Genomic DNA, 15985 nt, shown 5'->3' on the forward strand with positions numbered 1-15985 from the left:
CCGTGACCTCGCACCCTGACGTCGAACGCTCGGTTCAACGGCAGGAACTCAGCGTACAGCCGCCGTCCAGCCCAGAGGAGTTGAGCAGGACAGCGGCCGCTCCAACGGTTGATCGGCCGTCAACTATGCGCCGTTCTCCGCTTCTTCCCGCCACTTGTCGGCGAGCTGCGGCGGCATCGGCTCATGCCGCAGGTGGACGCGGGAGAACCGCCCGGTGCCGTGCGAGAGGGAGCGCAGGTCGACGGCGTACCGGTCGATCTCGATCTCGGGCACTTCGGCGCGCACCACGGTGCGTCCCGCCCCTGACTGTTCGGTGCCCACGACCCGGCCGCGGCGCCCCGACAGATCGCTCATCACCTGGCCGACGAATTCGTCCGGAACCATCACGCTCACCTCGGACACCGGTTCGAGCAGGTCGATCCGGACCTCACGGGCGGCCTCGCGCAGCGCCAGCGCGCCCGCCGTCTGGAACGCGGCGTCCGAGGAGTCGACGGAGTGCGCCTTGCCGTCGAGCAGCGTGACCCGGATGTCGACGAGCGGGTGCCCGGCGGCGACCCCGCGCGTGGCCTGGGCACGTACGCCCTTCTCCACGGACGGGATGAACTGCCGGGGCACCGCGCCGCCCACGACCTTGTCCACGAACTCGATACCGGAGCCGCCGGGCAGCGGTTCGACCTCGATCTCGCAGATCGCGAACTGGCCGTGGCCGCCGGACTGTTTCACATGGCGCCCGCGGCCCGCGGCGGGGGCGCCGAAGGTCTCCCGCAGCGGCACCTTGTGCGTGACCGTGTCCACCTGGACGCCGTAGCGGGTCCGCAGCCGCTCCAGGGCCACATCGACATGCGCCTCGCCCAGGCACCACAGGACCACCTGATGGGTGTCCTGGTTGTGCTCCAGACGCATCGTCGGATCCTCGGCGACCAGGCGGGCCAGGCCCTGCGAGAGCTTGTCCTCGTCGGCCTTGCTGTGGGCCTGGATGGCGACCGGCAGCAGCGGGTCCGGCATCGTCCAGGGCTCCATCAGCAGCGGACCGTCCTTGGCGGAGAGGGTGTCTCCGGTCTCGGCGCGGGTCAGCTTCGCCACACAGGCCAGATCGCCGGCGATGGCTTTGGACAGCGGGCGCTGCTGCTTGCCGAACGGGGTGGACAGCGCGCCGACCCGCTCGTCGACGTCATGGTCCTCGTGGCCGCGGTCCTGCAGCCCGTGGCCCGAGACATGCACCGTCTCGTCCGGGCGCAGGGTGCCCGAGAAGAGGCGGACGAGCGAGATCCGGCCGACGTACGGGTCGGAGGAGGTCTTGACCACCTCGGCCGCGAGCGGACCGCCGGGATCGCAGCTCAGCGCCGGGCGCGGTTCGCCGTCCGGGGTGGTGACGGCCGGTGCCTCGCGCTCCACGGGCGTCGGGAAGCCGCCGGTGATCAGTTCCAGCAGCTCCACGGTGCCCAGCCCCTGCTTGGAGCCGTCGGCGGCCGGGGCCGCGGCCAGCACCGGGTGGAAGGTGCCCCGGGCGACCGCCGTCTCCAGGTCCCCGACGAGGGTCTTGATGTCGATCTCCTCGCCCCCGAGGTAGCGGTCCATCAGGGACTCGTCCTCGCTCTCGGCGATGATGCCCTCGATGAGGCGGTTGCGGGCCGCTTCGATCAGCGGCAGCTCGTCCGCCGTCGGAGCGCGTTCGGTGCGCTCTCCGGAGGAGTAGTCGAACACCCGCTGCGAGAGCAGACCGATCAGGCCGTGCACGGGGGAGTGGCCGTCGGCGCCCGGCGTTCCGTACAGCGGGAGGTAGAGGGGGAGGACGGAGTCCGGGTCCTCGCCGCCCAGAGAGGTGCGGCAGCGTGCGGTCATCTCGTCGAAGTCGGCGCGGGACGCCTCCAAGTGGGTGATGACCAGCGCGCGCGGCATACCGACGGCCGCGCACTCGTCCCAGACCATACGGGTCGCGCCGGCCACGCCGTCGGCCGCCGAGACAACGAAAAGGGCCGCGTCCGCCGCGCGCAGACCGGCCCTGAGTTCCCCGACGAAATCGGCGTATCCGGGGGTGTCCAAGATATTGATCTTGACTCCGCCCCAGTCCACCGGGACCAGGGAGAGCTGTACGGAGCGTTGCTGGCGGTGTTCGATCTCGTCGTGGTCGGAGAGGCAGCCGCCGTCCTCGACCCGCCCCGCCCGGTTGACCGCACCGGACGCCAGCGCGAGGGCCTCGACCAGAGTGGTTTTTCCCGAGCCGCTGTGGCCGACCAGCACCACATTGCGCAGGGCCGTGGGCTGGTCGGCCGTAGATGCCCTGCCGGCGGCTCCCGGGTGTGTACTCGACTTCTCGCTCATGTGTCTCGCCTCCAGGTCGACACTTTGCGGTGATTCGAGCTTTCCACCGAGGCCATGATGCGTCCATACATGGCGCACGGGCCGGTGCTCCCAAGGGGCCCGGGGCACCCCCGCGGGGCCTGCGGGCGCGTGCGCAGGCGCGCGGGGGCGGGCCCGAGCCGCGGGACGCACCCCGCGCCGCGATGCGTTCGTGGTGGCCCCTGACCTCCTGGCTACGATGGGCCCGCCGGTGGCCGTCAGACCGCACGGCCCGTATCGACTCCCGGGAAGGCCATGCTGAACAAGTACGCGCGTGCGTTCTTCACGCGTGTTCTCACGCCGTTCGCCGCCCTGCTCATCCGGATCGGCGTCAGCCCGGACGCGGTCACTCTGGTCGGCACCGGAGGCGTGGTGGCCGGCGCCCTGATCTTCTACCCGCTGGGCGAGTTCTTCTGGGGCACGGTCGTCATCACCCTGTTCGTCTTCTCCGACCTCATCGACGGCAACATGGCGCGGCAGCTGGGCCGCTCCAGCCGCTGGGGGGCCTTTCTCGACTCCACCCTCGACCGGGTCGCCGACTCGGCGATCTTCGGCGGACTCGCCCTGTGGTACGCGGGCCGGGGCGACAGCCTGATGCTCTGCGGGATGGCGATCTTCTGCCTCGCCAGCGGCCAGGTGGTCTCGTACACCAAGGCGCGCGGGGAGGCCATCGGGCTGCCGGTGGACGTCAACGGCCTGGTGGAGCGCGCCGAGCGGCTGGTCGTCACGCTGGTGGCCTGCGGTCTGTCGGGGCTGCACGCCTTCGGGGTGCCGGGTGTCGAAATCCTGCTGCCGATCGCTCTGTGGATCGTCGGCATCGGCAGTGCCGTCACCCTCGGCCAGCGCGTGGTGACGGTCCGACGGGAGTCGGCCGAGGCCGACGCCATCGCACAAGGGGGGAACAGCGCATGAGCCCGCGCAGGACCGGCCGGCCGTGGATCGACGCGGAGAAACTGGCGGACGCGCTCTACGCCCTGGGCTGGAGCACCGTCAAGAAGCTGCCCGAAGGCGCTGCCGTACGGCTCGGCCGGCGGATCGCCGACATCGCCTGGAAGCGCCGGGGCAAGGGCGTCCTCCGTCTGGAGTCGAACCTCGCCCGGGTCGTCCCGGACGCCACGCCGCAGCGGCTCGCCGAGCTCTCCCGTGCCGGGATGCGCTCGTACATGCGCTACTGGATGGAGTCCTTCCGGCTGCCGGCCTGGAGCAAGGACCGGATAAGGACCGGCTTCGTCGTCGAGGACGTACACCGCCTGGAGGAGGCGCTCAAGAGCGGTCGCGGCGTGATCCTCGCGCTGCCCCACATGGGCAACTACGACCTCGCCGGTGCCTGGGTCACCACCGAACTCGGTGTCCCCTTCACCACCGTCGCCCAGCGCCTCAAGCCGGAGTCCCTCTACGACCGCTTCGTCGCCTACCGCGAGGGCCTGGGCATGGAGGTGCTGCCGCACACCGGCGGCGCCGCCTTCGGCACGCTCGCCCGGCGGCTGCGGGCCGGCGGGCTGGTCTGCCTGGTCGCGGACCGTGATCTGTCCGCCTCCGGGATAGAGGTCAAGTTCTTCGGCGAGGCCACGAAGATGCCGGCCGGCCCCGCCGTGCTCGCCGTACAGACCGGCGCCCTGCTGCTGCCCGTCACCCTCTGGTACGACGACACCCCCGTCATGCGCGGCCGGGTCCACCCGGAGATCGAGGTCCCCGAGACCGGTACCCGCGCCGAGAAGGCCGCCGCGATGACCCAGGTGCTCGCCGACGCCTTCGCCTCCGGCATCGCCGACCACCCCGAGGACTGGCACATGCTGCAGCGGCTCTGGCTCGCCGATCTGGAACCGCGCGAGCAGCAGCCCCGTGCCCCGGGCGGCTCCGAGGCCTCCGGCACCTCCGGAACGGAGTCCGTGTGAAGATCGGCATCGTCTGCCCGTACGCCTGGGACGTCCCCGGCGGCGTGCAGTTCCACATCCGGGACCTGGCCGACCACCTGATCCGCCTCGGCCACGACGTCTCCGTCCTCGCCCCCGCGGACGACGAGACCCCCCTTCCGCCGTACGTCGTCTCCGCCGGCCGCGCCGTCCCCGTCCCGTACAACGGCTCGGTCGCCCGCCTCAACTTCGGCTTCCTCTCCGCCGCCCGGGTGCGCCGCTGGCTGCAGCACGGCGCCTTCGACGTCATCCACATCCACGAGCCCGCCTCGCCCTCGCTCGGCCTGCTCGCCTGCTGGGCGGCCCAGGGCCCGATCGTGGCGACCTTCCACACCTCCAACCCGCGCTCCCGGGCGATGATCGCCGCGTATCCGATCCTGCAGCCCGCGCTGGAGAAGATCAGCGCACGGATCGCGGTGAGCGAATACGCCCGCCGCACCCTCGTCGAACACCTCGGCGGCGATGCGGTGGTCATCCCCAACGGCGTGGACGTCGACTTCTTCGCCTCCGCCGAGCCCAAGGCCGAGTGGCAGGGACGGACGATCGGCTTCATCGGCCGGATCGACGAGCCGCGCAAGGGCCTGCCGGTCCTGATGAAGGCGCTGCCCGCGATCCTCGCCGAGGTACCGGACGCCCGGCTGCTGGTCGCCGGCCGCGGCGACGAGGAGGAGGCCGTCGCGGCGCTGCCCGCCGAACTGCGCTCCCGGGTCGAATTCCTCGGCATGGTCAGCGACGAGGACAAGGCCCGGCTGCTGCGCAGCGTCGACCTCTATGTCGCGCCCAACACGGGCGGCGAATCCTTCGGCATCATCCTCGTGGAGGCGATGTCGGCCGCGGCGCCCGTACTTGCCAGCGACCTCGATGCCTTCGCCCAGGTCCTGGACCAGGGCGAGGCCGGCGAACTCTTCACCAACGAGGACGCGGATGCGCTTGCCGCTGCGGCCGTTCGTCTCCTGGGCGACCCGGCGCGCCTCGCCGAGCTGCGGGACCGCGGCACCCGCCACGTACGCCGCTTCGACTGGTCCACGGTCGGCGCCGACATTCTCGCCGTCTACGAGACGGTCACCACGGGCGCGACGTCCGTGGCCACGGATGAACGGGTCGGCCCACGTAATCGCCTGTGGCCGGCGAAGGAATGACGCTGCGCTTTGCTTCGGCCCCACGTTTTCGGCTGTCCCGCCGTGGGGGTTTGTCGCCGTTGCGGCTCCGCTGCGCGGGGCGTGGGCTCGGGTGATGCTTGTGGGTTTCCCGCCGTTGCGCCTGCGGCGGGCGGGTGGGTGTCGGGTGCGGTGACGGGCCTCCGGGGCCTGGTGTGTGGACTGCTTCGCTTTACGTCCACACACCAGGCCCCTCCGGCCCGTCCCCTCCTGTTGGGGGAGTAGTGGCGGTGGGTGGGGGCGGGCGTCCGTAGGGCGTTTCACTTCGCGAGGTGCGCTGGACCACCGGCGTGACCCCCACCGAGATTTATTCATTCCCTCAACGGGAGGGGACGGGCCGGAGCGGGTGGGGTGCCGGACGTAAAGCGAAGCAGTCCGGCACCCCACCCGCGGAGGTCCGTCACCGCACCCCGACAGCCCCGCGCAGCGGACCCGGCCCGCCGCAGGCGCAACGGCGGGGCACCCGCAAGCATCACCCGAACCCACGCCCCGCGCAGCGGACCCGCAACGGCGAGCAACACCCACGGCGGGACAGCCGAAAACGTGGGGCGAAAGACAAAGCGCGGCAGCGCGTAGTGTGACCGGCCGTGACCACGTTCATCTGGATCGCCGCCGCGATCGTCCTCATCGGCATTTACCTCAGCTGGACGGCCGGCCGCCTCGACCGTCTGCACGCACGCATCGACGCGGCCAGGGCGGCCCTCGACGCCCAGCTGCTGCGGCGGGCTTCCGTCGCGCAGGAGGTGGGTACCTCGGGGGTCCTGGACCCGGCCGCCTCGATCGTGCTCTACCAGGCCGCGCACGAGGCCCGGCAGGCGGAGGAGGATCACAGGGAGGTCGCGGAGAGTGAGCTGAGCCAGGCGCTGCGGGCGATCTTCGCGGAGGAGGCGCAGCTGGAGGCCGTACGGGAGGCGCCCGGCGGCGAGCAGACGGTCACCGAGCTCACCGCCGCGGTGCGCCGCGTCCCGATGGCCCGTCGGTTCCACAACGACGCCGTACGGGCCGCCCGCGCCGTCCGCCGCCATCGGGTGGTGCGCTATTTCCGGCTTGCCGGACACGCTCCCTTCCCGCTGGCCTTCGAGATGGACGACGAGCCGCCGGCCGTCCTGGACGACCGCTCGGCCGGGAACTGAACCGGACAGCGGGAACCGGGGGCGGGGGCCGCAGACGGCGACTCCCGGCGGTGACGAGCCACTGACCTCTAATTGGCCCTTTTCCCGGGCCGCTCACAAACGGTTGTGTGGGCCCAGCAGTCAGCCACCCGCACTGAGTGAGGTCAAACCGTGTCCAGCACGCCCACCACGCCCCAGAACCCCGAGACCGGAACCGCGCGTGTCAAGCGCGGTATGGCCGAGCAGCTCAAGGGCGGCGTGATCATGGACGTCGTCACGCCGGAAGAGGCGAAGATCGCCGAGGACGCGGGCGCCGTCGCCGTCATGGCCCTGGAGCGGGTCCCCGCCGACATCCGCAAGGACGGCGGCGTGGCCCGGATGTCGGACCCCGACATGATCGACGGCATCATCAACGCCGTCTCCATCCCGGTCATGGCCAAGTCCCGGATCGGCCACTTCGTCGAGGCGCAGGTCCTGCAGTCGCTCGGCGTCGACTACATCGACGAGTCCGAGGTGCTCACCCCGGCCGACGAGGTCAACCACTCCGACAAGTGGGCCTTCACCACCCCCTTCGTGTGTGGTGCCACCAACCTGGGCGAGGCGCTGCGCCGGATCACCGAGGGCGCGGCCATGATCCGCTCGAAGGGCGAGGCCGGTACCGGCAACGTCGTCGAGGCGGTGCGCCACATGCGCCAGATCAAGGGTGAGATCGCCCGGCTGCGCGGCTACGACAACAACGAGCTGTTCGCCGCCGCCAAGGAGCTGCGCGCCCCGTACGAGCTGGTCAAGGAGGTCGCCGAGCTCGGCAAGCTGCCGGTCGTGCTGTTCTCCGCCGGTGGTGTCGCCACCCCGGCCGACGCCGCGCTGATGCGCCAGCTCGGCGCCGAGGGCGTGTTCGTCGGCTCCGGCATCTTCAAGTCCGGCGACCCCGCCAAGCGCGCCGCCGCGATCGTGAAGGCCACCACCTTCTACGACGACCCGAAGGTGATCGCGGACGTCTCCCGCAACCTGGGCGAGGCCATGGTCGGCATCAACTGCGACACCCTCCCCGAGGCCGAGCGCTACGCCAACCGCGGCTGGTAGGACACCTAGATGAGCACCCCCACCATCGGTGTGCTGGCCCTCCAGGGCGACGTCCGTGAGCACCTCGTTGCGCTCGCCGAGGCGGACGCCCTGGCCCGGCCGGTACGCCGTGCTGAGGAACTGGACGAGATCGACGGCCTGGTCATCCCGGGCGGCGAGTCCACCACCATGTCCAAGCTGGCCGTCGTCTTCGGCATGCTGGAGCCGCTGCGCGCCTTCGTCGGCGCGGGCAAGCCGGTCTACGGCACCTGCGCCGGCATGATCATGGTCGCCGACAAGCTGCTGGACGCCCGTGAGGACCAGGAGACGTTCGGCGGCGTCGACATGATCGTGCGCCGTAACGCCTTCGGGCGGCAGAACGAGTCGTTCGAGGCGGCCATCGACGTTGCCGGGATCCCCGGCGGGCCGGTCGAGGGCGTCTTCATCCGGGCGCCCTGGGTCGAGTCGGTCGGCGGCGCGGTCGAGGTCCTGGCGACGTACGACGGGCACACCGTGGCCGTGCGGCAGGGTAACGTCCTCGCCACGTCTTTCCACCCGGAGCTCACCGGTGACCACCGGGTCCACGCCCTGTTCGTGGACATGGTGCGGCGGGCCCGGGGCTGATCCGGAGGGCGGGCCCGGCGCCCCGTCAGGGGTGGTGGCCGGGTGACGGGCGGGAGTAACACCGTGTGACCTGGCCCCGGTAGGATCTAAGGCGTTCGTTTCAGATGTTGGTGACGCGAAGGAGACAGGCGGATGTCCGGCCACTCTAAATGGGCTACGACGAAGCACAAGAAGGCCGTGATCGATGCCAAGCGCGGCAAGCTCTTCGCGAAGCTGATCAAGAACATCGAGGTCGCGGCCCGTACCGGCGGCGCTGACCCGGACGGCAACCCCACGCTCTTCGACGCCATCCAGAAGGCCAAGAAGAGCTCGGTGCCCAACAAGAACATCGACTCCGCGGTCAAGCGCGGTGCGGGCCTCGAAGCCGGCGGCGCCGACTACGAGACCATCATGTACGAGGGTTACGGCCCCAACGGTGTCGCGGTGCTCATCGAGTGCCTCACCGACAACCGCAACCGCGCCGCCTCGGACGTCCGCGTTGCCATGACCCGCAACGGCGGTTCGATGGCCGACCCGGGCTCGGTGTCGTACCTGTTCAACCGCAAGGGCGTGGTGATCGTCCCCAAGGGTGAGCTGAGCGAGGACGACGTCCTGGGCGCCGTCCTGGACGCCGGTGCCGAAGAGGTCAACGACCTCGGCGAGTCCTTCGAGGTGCTCAGCGAGGCCACCGACCTGGTCGCGGTCCGCTCGGCCCTCCAGGAGTCCGGCATCGACTACGACTCGGCCGACGCCAACTTCGTCCCGACCATGCAGGTCGAGCTGGAGGAAGAGGGCGCGCGCAAGATCTTCAAGCTGATCGACGCGCTGGAGGACAGCGACGACGTGCAGAACGTCTTCGCCAACTTCGACGTCTCGGACGAGACGATGGCCAAGGTCGACGCCTGACCGGCGCGGCACGCTCGGTCGACTGACGGGCCGACGGGGACACACCCCGTCGGCCCGTCGGTTTGTCAGTGGCAGCCACTACTGTGCTGATCAGGGGGCATGCGCTTCCGGAGCAGGCACAGTTGACCGATATGGCGAGGGGCGGGGACCGATGAAGGTGCTGGGGGTGGACCCGGGGCTGACACGCTGCGGCGTCGGGGTGGTCGACGGTGTCGCGGGGCGTCCGCTGACGATGGTCGGCGTCGGCGTCGTCCGCACGCCGGCCGACGCCGACATCGCCCAGCGCCTGGTCGAGATCGAGCGCGGGATAGACGCCTGGCTCGACGAGCACCGCCCCGAGTACGTCGCCGTGGAGCGGGTCTTCAGCCAGCACAACGTCCGTACGGTCATGGGCACCGCCCAGGCCAGCGCGGTCGCCATGCTGTGCGCGGCCCGCCGTGGGCTGCCGGTCGCGCTGCACACCCCCAGCGAGGTCAAGGCCGCCGTCACGGGATCGGGCCGGGCCGACAAGGCCCAGGTCGGCGCGATGGTCACCCGTCTGCTGCGGCTCGACGCGCCACCGAAACCGGCCGACGCCGCCGACGCCCTCGCCCTCGCCATCTGTCACATCTGGCGCGCCCCCGCGGTCAACCGCCTCCAGCAGGCGCATGCCGCGGCCCGCCGCGCCGCCCCCGTCCGCGCTCCCGGCGTCCGCCGGACGACACCCCAGAAGGGCACCCGATGATCGCCTTCGTCTCCGGCCCGGTCGCGGCCCTCGCGCCGGACTCCGCCGTCGTCGAGGTCGGCGGTATCGGCATGGCTGTCCAGTGCACCCCGGACACCCTCTCCGCGCTGCGCATCGGACAGCAGGCCAAGCTCGCCACCTCCCTCGTCGTCCGCGAGGACTCGCTCACCCTCTACGGCTTCGCCGACGACGACGAGCGGCAGACCTTCGAGCTGCTGCAGACCGCCAGCGGCGTCGGACCCCGGCTCGCCCAGGCGATGCTCGCGGTGCACTCCCCGGACGCGCTGCGGCTGGCCGTCGCCACCGGTGATGAGAAGGCCCTCACCGCCGTGCCGGGCATCGGCAAGAAGGGCGCGCAGAAGCTGCTCCTGGAGTTCAAGGACCGGCTCGGGGAGCCGGTGGGCACCGGCCGCGCGGGCGTCGGCAGCGCCGTCACGGCCGGCTGGCGCGACCAGCTGCACGCCGCCCTGATCGGCCTCGGCTATGCCACCCGGGAAGCGGACGAAGCGGTCGCCGCGGTCGCCCCGCAGGCCGACGCGGCCGTCGCCGACGGCGGAGCGCCGCAGGTGCCGCAGCTGCTCAAGGCCGCCCTGCAGACCCTGAACCGCGCCCGATGACCGCCGCCACCCGGGCCCCGCGCCCCCGACCGTTCGACCACGCTGGCGGCCCGGCCGCCCCGACCCCGCGAGGCAATCCGCAGTGAACTGGGACGACACCGCACCGCCCGCCACCGAGGACCCCGCCACGGGCGCACCCGACCGGCTGGTCGGGGCCGACGCGGACGGTGAGGACACCGCCGTCGAGGCCGCGCTGCGGCCCAAGGACCTCGAGGAGTTCGTCGGCCAGGAGCGGGTGCGCGAGCAGCTCGACCTGGTGCTGCGGGCCGCCCGCGCCCGCGGCGCCACCGCCGATCACGTCCTGCTGTCCGGGGCGCCGGGCCTCGGCAAGACCACCCTCTCGATGATCATCGCCGCCGAGATGGGCGCCCCGATCCGCATCACCTCCGGCCCCGCCATCCAGCACGCGGGCGATCTCGCCGCGATCCTCTCCTCCCTCCAGGAGGGCGAGGTCCTCTTCCTCGACGAGATCCACCGGATGTCCCGCCCCGCCGAGGAAATGCTCTACATGGCGATGGAGGACTTCCGCGTCGACGTGATCGTCGGCAAGGGCCCGGGCGCCACCGCCATCCCGCTCGAACTTCCCCCGTTCACCCTGGTCGGCGCCACGACCCGGGCCGGTCTGCTGCCGCCCCCGCTGCGCGACCGCTTCGGCTTCACCGCCCATATGGAGTTCTACGCCCCCGCCGAGCTGCAGCGGGTGATCCACCGCTCCGCCGGGCTGCTGGACGTCGACATAGAACCGGAGGGCGCCGCCGAGATCGCCGGCCGCTCCCGCGGCACACCCCGTATCGCCAACCGTCTGCTGCGCCGCGTCCGCGACTACGCCCAGGTCAAGGCCGACGGCCTGATCACCCGCGAGATCGCCTCCCAGGCGCTCGGGGTCTACGAGGTCGACGCCCGCGGCCTGGACCGCCTCGACCGCGCCGTGCTCACGGCCCTGCTCAAGCTGTTCGGCGGCGGTCCGGTGGGCCTGTCCACCCTCGCGGTCGCGGTGGGGGAGGAGCGGGAGACGGTCGAGGAGGTCGCCGAGCCGTTTCTCGTACGGGAAGGTCTGCTGGCCAGGACCCCCAGGGGCCGCATCGCGACCCCGGCGGCCTGGGCCCACCTGGGGCTCGTCCCGCCGCAGCAGCAAGCGGGCGCCGGCGGACAGCAGGGCTTGTTCGGAGCGTGACGGCGCGGAGACTCGCACGGTCAGGAACTGCGGTGGGATGCTGGGCGTTGTTCCACTGGTGGGGACTCGCCTAGACTCCGCCGATGCCGTTCGTATGGACGGCATACCCACCCCCGTATATGAGACCGCGCATCCGCGGTCGTGCGAAGGATTTCCGTCCCGTGAGTATCGTGACTCTCCTCCCCTTCATCGTCCTCATCGGGGCCATGTTCCTGATGACTCGGTCTGCCAAGAAGAAGCAGCAGGCGGCCGCGCAGATGCGCAACGAAATGCAGGCCGGCACCGGCGTCCGCACGATCGGCGGCATGTACGCCACCGTCAAGGAAGTCCACGAGGACACCGTCCTCCTGGAGGTCGCCCCCGGCGTGCACGCCATTTACGCCAAGAACGCCGTCGGCGCCGTTCTTGCGGACGAGGAGTACAACCGCATCCTGGACGGTGCCGACCCGATCCACAGCGACGAGCCGGTCGTCCCGGATGACGCCTCCTCGCTGACCGGCGACGCCGCCGAGGCCGAGAAGGCCGACAAGATCGACCTGGGCAAGACCGCCGGGGCTCCGGCCGACGCCGAGCCCGCCGCCGGCGAGGCCAAGGACGCCAAGCCCGCCGACGAGGCCAAGGACACCGTCAAGGCGGACGCCGACACCGTCAAGGACGACAAGAAGTCCGGCGACGACGCGAAGTAGTCCGCCCCTACGGAACCGCGGAGCACGCGTGGTGTGTCGTGCACCGCGGTTCCTGGACGGTCTAGGCTCCGGCGGGGGCACGTCCCCACAAGACTTCGTGGCCCCTCGGCCGGCAACCCGGGCCGAGGGGTTGGACAGGGAGATACGAGAAGGTGGCAGCACCGAAGAAGGGCCGCAGGGCGCCCGCGAGCCAGGGGCATCCGGGCCGCACCCTGATCCTGGTCCTCATCGCCATGGCGGGGCTGATCGGAGGGATGTTCTACTCCGGCACGATGACGCCGCGACTGGGCATCGACCTGGCCGGCGGCACCAGCTTCACGCTGGCGGCCCAGAACCAGCCGGGCAAGCCCAACGCGATCAACGAGACCAATATGAACACCGCCGCCGGCATCATGGAGCGACGGGTCAACGGTCTCGGTGTGTCCGAGGCCGAGGTCCAGACACAGGGCAGCGACCACATCATCGTGAACATCCCCAAGGGGACGGACGCGAAGCAGGCCCGTGAGCAGGTCGGCACCACCGCCAAGCTCGGGTTCCGGCCGGTGATCACCACGACGATGGGCACCAAGACCCCCGAGCCCAAGCCCAACCCCTCCAAGAGCGGCGCGAACGGCAAGGGCGACAAGGCCGCGGGTGACCAGGCCAAGGACCGGCCCGGTACCGAGCAGAAGGCCTCGTCCTCGCAGTCGCCGAGCGCCAAGCCGACGACGCAGGGCCGTGCGGTGACGGCCGCGCTGAAGAAGGCACCGTCCGACAAGCCCACCCCCTCCGGCTCGGTCAAGCCCTCCACGCCCCCGGCTCCGCCGGTGCCCCCGGCCGGCGCGGAGATCCCGCCGGCCCTCCAGAAGCAGCTCAACGCACTGGACTGCTCGACGAAGCAGAGCCGTGCCACCGCCGCCGACAAGGCAGCGAACGCCAAGCCGTCCGACCCGGTCGTGGCCTGCAAGGACGACGGGGCGCAGAAGTACGTGCTCGGCCCGGTCGGCGTCGAGGGCACGGACGTCAAGGACGCCAAGGCCGTCTTCGACAGCCAGAGCGGCCAGGGCTGGATCGTCCAGATGGACCTCACCGGCGAGGGCGGCAAGAAGTTCGCGGACGTCACCGGCAAGCTCGCCGCCAAGCAGCGGCCGCAGAACCAGTTCGCGATCGCCCTGGACGGCCAGGTCGTTTCCGACCCCTCGGTGGACCGGGCCATCACGGGAGGCTCCGCCACCATCTCCGGCGGATTCACCCAGCAGTCCGCCGAGGACCTCGGCAACATGCTGTCCTACGGTTCCCTGCCGCTCTCCTTCAAGATCGATGACGAGACCACGGTCACCGCGGCGCTCGGCGGCGAGCAGCTGCAGGCCGGCCTGATCGCCGGCGCCATCGGCCTCGCACTGGTCATCGTCTACCTCGTCGCGTACTACCGGGGTCTGGCCCTGGTCGCGCTGGCGAGCCTGTTCGTCTCGGCGATCCTGACGTACACGATCATGACGTTGCTCGGCCCGACCATCGGGTTCGCACTGAACCTCCCGGCGGTCTGCGGCGCCATCGTGGCCATCGGTATCACCGCCGACTCGTTCATCGTCTACTTCGAACGCATCCGGGACGAGATCCGCGACGGCCGCACCCTGCGCCCGGCCGTCGAGCGCGGCTGGCCGCGAGCCCGCCGGACGATCATGGTCTCCGACTTCGTGTCGTTCCTGGCCGCCGCGGTGCTGTTCATCGTCACCGTCGGCAAGGTCAAGGGCTTCGCGTTCACGCTCGGCCTGACCACCGTCCTCGACGTCGTCGTGGTCTTCTTCTTCACCAAGCCCCTGATGACGATGCTGGCCCGGCGGAAGTTCTTCTCCGACGGTCATCCCTGGTCCGGTCTCGATCCCAAGCGCCTGGGCGCCAAGCCGCCGCTGCGCCGTCGTCGCGGCGCCGCCCCCACCCAGACGAAGGAGGCGTGAGATGTCCAAGCTCGGAAACATCGGCGCCCGGCTCTACCGCGGCGAGGTCGGCTACGACTTCATCGGCAAGCGGAAGATCTGGTACGGCATCTCGATCCTCATCACCATCACGGCCATCGTCGGCCTGGCGGTGCGCGGCCTGAACATGGGCATCGAGTTCTCCGGCGGCGCGGTCTTCACTACGCCTCCGGCCTCCGTGTCCGCCCCGCAGGCCCAGCACAAGGCCGAGGCGGCGGCGGGCGGCCATCAGGCCGTGGTGCAGAAGCTCGGCGGCGGCGGGCTGCGCATCCAGATCAGCGGTCTGGCCACCGAGCAGGCGGTGCCGGTCCAGGAGAAGCTCGCCAAGGACCTGAACATCCCGGTCAAGGACGTCAACACCCAGTTGGTCGGCCCGAGCTGGGGTGAGGAGATCAAAAACAAGGCCTGGCTGGGCCTGGGGATCTTCATGGTCCTCGTGGTGCTCTATCTGGCGATCGCCTTCGAGTGGCGGATGGCGCTCGCCGCCCTGATCGCGCTGATCCACGACCTCACGATCACGGTCGGCGTCTACGCCCTGGTCGGCTTCGAGGTCACCCCCGGCACGGTCATCGGTCTGCTGACGATCCTCGGTTACTCCCTGTACGACACGGTCGTCGTCTTCGACAGCCTCAAGGAAGCCTCCAAGGACCTCACCAAGCAGACCCGCTTCACCTACGGCGAGATCGCCAACCGCTCCATCAACAGCACCCTGGTGCGCTCCATCAACACCACGGTCGTGGCGCTGCTCCCGGTGGCCGGTCTGCTGTTCGTCGGCGGCGGTTTCCTGGGCGCGGGCATGCTCAACGACATCTCGCTGGCCCTGTTCGTCGGCCTCGCCGCCGGTGCGTACTCGTCGATCTTCATCGCGACCCCGCTGGTCGCCGATCTGAAGGGCCGCGAGCCGCAGATGAAGGCGCTGGCCAAGCGGGTGAAGGCGAAGCGTGCCGCGGCCGCGGCCAAGGACGCGGGCCAGGAGGACACCGAGGAGCCGGCCCCTGCCACGACGGACGAGGACGGCACCGCGGTCGTCGGGCCGCGCCAGCAGCCCGCCTCCCGTAACCGCGGACGCGGCCGCCCGTCGGGCAAGCGCCGGTGAGCGCCCCAGCGGAATTGCGTGAGCTCCTGCTCAGCCGGATCACGGACATCCCGGACCACCCGCAGCCGGGTGTGGTGTTCAAGGACATCACCCCGCTGCTGGCGGACCCGGCGGCCTTCGGCGCGCTGACCGAGGCGTTCGCCGAGCTGTGCGGGCGGCACCACGTCGACAAGATCGTGGGCCTGGAGGCGCGCGGGTTCATACTCGCCGCTCCGGTCGCGGTCCGGGCCGGCGTCGGCTTCGTCCCCGTCCGCAAGGCGGGCAAGCTGCCCGGCACGACGCTCGGGCAGGCCTACGAGCTGGAGTACGGCACGGCCGAGATCGAGATCCACGCCGATGCGCTGGCCCCGGGCGACCGGGTGCTGGTGATCGACGACGTGCTCGCCACCGGCGGCACCGCCGACGCCTCGCTGCAGCTCATCCGCCGCGCGGGCGCCGAGGTCGCGGGCCTGGCCGTGCTGCTGGAGCTCGGCTTCCTCGCCGGGCGGCAGCGGCTGGAGCCGGGCCTGAAGGGCGCTCCGCTGGAGGCTCTGATCACCGTCTGAGCCGGTCGCACACAGCACCCCGGCAGCGGGGGCATCCGGAAGAATCCGGGTGCCCCCGCTGCTGTGTCATGTACGGAACCCTGGCCGCGGGGGAG

At 71.0% G+C, this 15985-nt stretch carries 15 protein-coding genes; 14 read left to right on the top strand and 1 reads right to left on the bottom strand.

The features are described 5' to 3' along the window. Positions 1-123 precede the first annotated feature (123 nt). On the bottom strand, positions 124-2322 hold the full coding sequence (locus tag SLV14N_RS32560) for an elongation factor G-like protein EF-G2 (RefSeq protein ID WP_263272225.1): 2199 nt from the start codon (positions 2320-2322) through the stop codon (positions 124-126). 273 nt (positions 2323-2595) lie between these two features. On the opposite strand from SLV14N_RS32560, the gene pgsA reads away from it, so the two are divergent. The 14 genes from pgsA to SLV14N_RS32630 all read left to right on the top strand — a co-directional run bounded on the left by pgsA (position 2596) and on the right by SLV14N_RS32630 (position 15890). Continuing rightward, positions 2596-3252, top strand: coding sequence for a phosphatidylinositol phosphate synthase (gene pgsA, locus SLV14N_RS32565; RefSeq protein ID WP_208685919.1), 657 nt, complete (start codon positions 2596-2598; stop codon positions 3250-3252). Then, positions 3249-4235, top strand: a complete 987-nt coding sequence (locus SLV14N_RS32570) for a phosphatidylinositol mannoside acyltransferase (RefSeq protein WP_263272227.1) — start codon at positions 3249-3251, stop codon at positions 4233-4235. The genes pgsA and SLV14N_RS32570 overlap by 4 nt, the downstream gene beginning before the upstream one ends. Then, positions 4232-5392, top strand: coding sequence for a glycosyltransferase family 4 protein (locus tag SLV14N_RS32575; RefSeq protein ID WP_208685921.1), 1161 nt, complete (start codon positions 4232-4234; stop codon positions 5390-5392). The genes SLV14N_RS32570 and SLV14N_RS32575 overlap by 4 nt, the downstream gene beginning before the upstream one ends. Positions 5393-5997: 605 nt before the next feature. Continuing rightward, positions 5998-6543: a hypothetical protein gene (locus SLV14N_RS32580; RefSeq protein WP_127149938.1), complete on the top strand. Its 546-nt coding sequence runs from the start codon at positions 5998-6000 to the stop codon at positions 6541-6543. 150 nt (positions 6544-6693) lie between these two features. After that, positions 6694-7605, top strand: a complete 912-nt coding sequence (gene pdxS / locus SLV14N_RS32585) for a pyridoxal 5'-phosphate synthase lyase subunit PdxS (protein WP_208685923.1) — start codon at positions 6694-6696, stop codon at positions 7603-7605. Between the two features lie 9 nt (positions 7606-7614). Beyond that, positions 7615-8208 carry a pyridoxal 5'-phosphate synthase glutaminase subunit PdxT gene (pdxT, locus tag SLV14N_RS32590; protein WP_208685925.1) on the top strand — a complete coding sequence of 198 codons (594 nt, stop codon included), beginning with the start codon at positions 7615-7617 and terminating at the stop codon, positions 8206-8208. A 132-nt stretch (positions 8209-8340) separates the two neighbouring features. Further along, a complete protein-coding gene (locus tag SLV14N_RS32595) occupies positions 8341-9093 on the top strand; it encodes a YebC/PmpR family DNA-binding transcriptional regulator (RefSeq protein ID WP_026169283.1) in 753 nt (250 codons plus the stop codon). Between the two features lie 151 nt (positions 9094-9244). Then, a complete protein-coding gene (ruvC, locus tag SLV14N_RS32600; protein ID WP_208685927.1) occupies positions 9245-9817 on the top strand; it encodes a crossover junction endodeoxyribonuclease RuvC in 573 nt (190 codons plus the stop codon). Beyond that, the gene (gene ruvA / locus SLV14N_RS32605; protein ID WP_127149935.1) at positions 9814-10434 is read left to right on the top strand and encodes a Holliday junction branch migration protein RuvA; all 621 of its coding nucleotides are present in this window, start codon (positions 9814-9816) and stop codon (positions 10432-10434) included. Before ruvC ends, ruvA begins: the two co-directional genes overlap by 4 nt. Before the next feature lie 82 nt (positions 10435-10516). Then, a complete protein-coding gene (gene ruvB / locus SLV14N_RS32610; protein ID WP_127149934.1) occupies positions 10517-11608 on the top strand; it encodes a Holliday junction branch migration DNA helicase RuvB in 1092 nt (363 codons plus the stop codon). 161 nt (positions 11609-11769) lie between these two features. Next, positions 11770-12294 (top strand): preprotein translocase subunit YajC, encoded by a 525-nt coding sequence (yajC, locus tag SLV14N_RS32615; protein ID WP_208685929.1) that lies wholly within the window; start codon positions 11770-11772, stop codon positions 12292-12294. 152 nt (positions 12295-12446) lie between these two features. Then, entirely contained in the window at positions 12447-14231 is a 1785-nt protein-coding gene (secD, locus tag SLV14N_RS32620; protein ID WP_208685930.1) for a protein translocase subunit SecD, read from the top strand. A gap of 1 nt (position 14232) precedes the next feature. After that, positions 14233-15345 (top strand): protein translocase subunit SecF, encoded by a 1113-nt coding sequence (gene secF, locus SLV14N_RS32625; RefSeq protein ID WP_208685931.1) that lies wholly within the window; start codon positions 14233-14235, stop codon positions 15343-15345. Continuing rightward, complete coding sequence (locus tag SLV14N_RS32630; protein ID WP_208685932.1) at positions 15342-15890, top strand: adenine phosphoribosyltransferase; 549 nt, start codon at positions 15342-15344, stop codon at positions 15888-15890. The genes secF and SLV14N_RS32630 overlap by 4 nt, the downstream gene beginning before the upstream one ends. The last annotated feature ends 95 nt before the right edge of the window (positions 15891-15985 follow it).

Origin of the sequence: Streptomyces sp. Je 1-4 4N24, assembly GCF_026239515.1 — a bacterium.
Taxonomy (GTDB): domain Bacteria; phylum Actinomycetota; class Actinomycetes; order Streptomycetales; family Streptomycetaceae; genus Streptomyces; species Streptomyces nigrescens.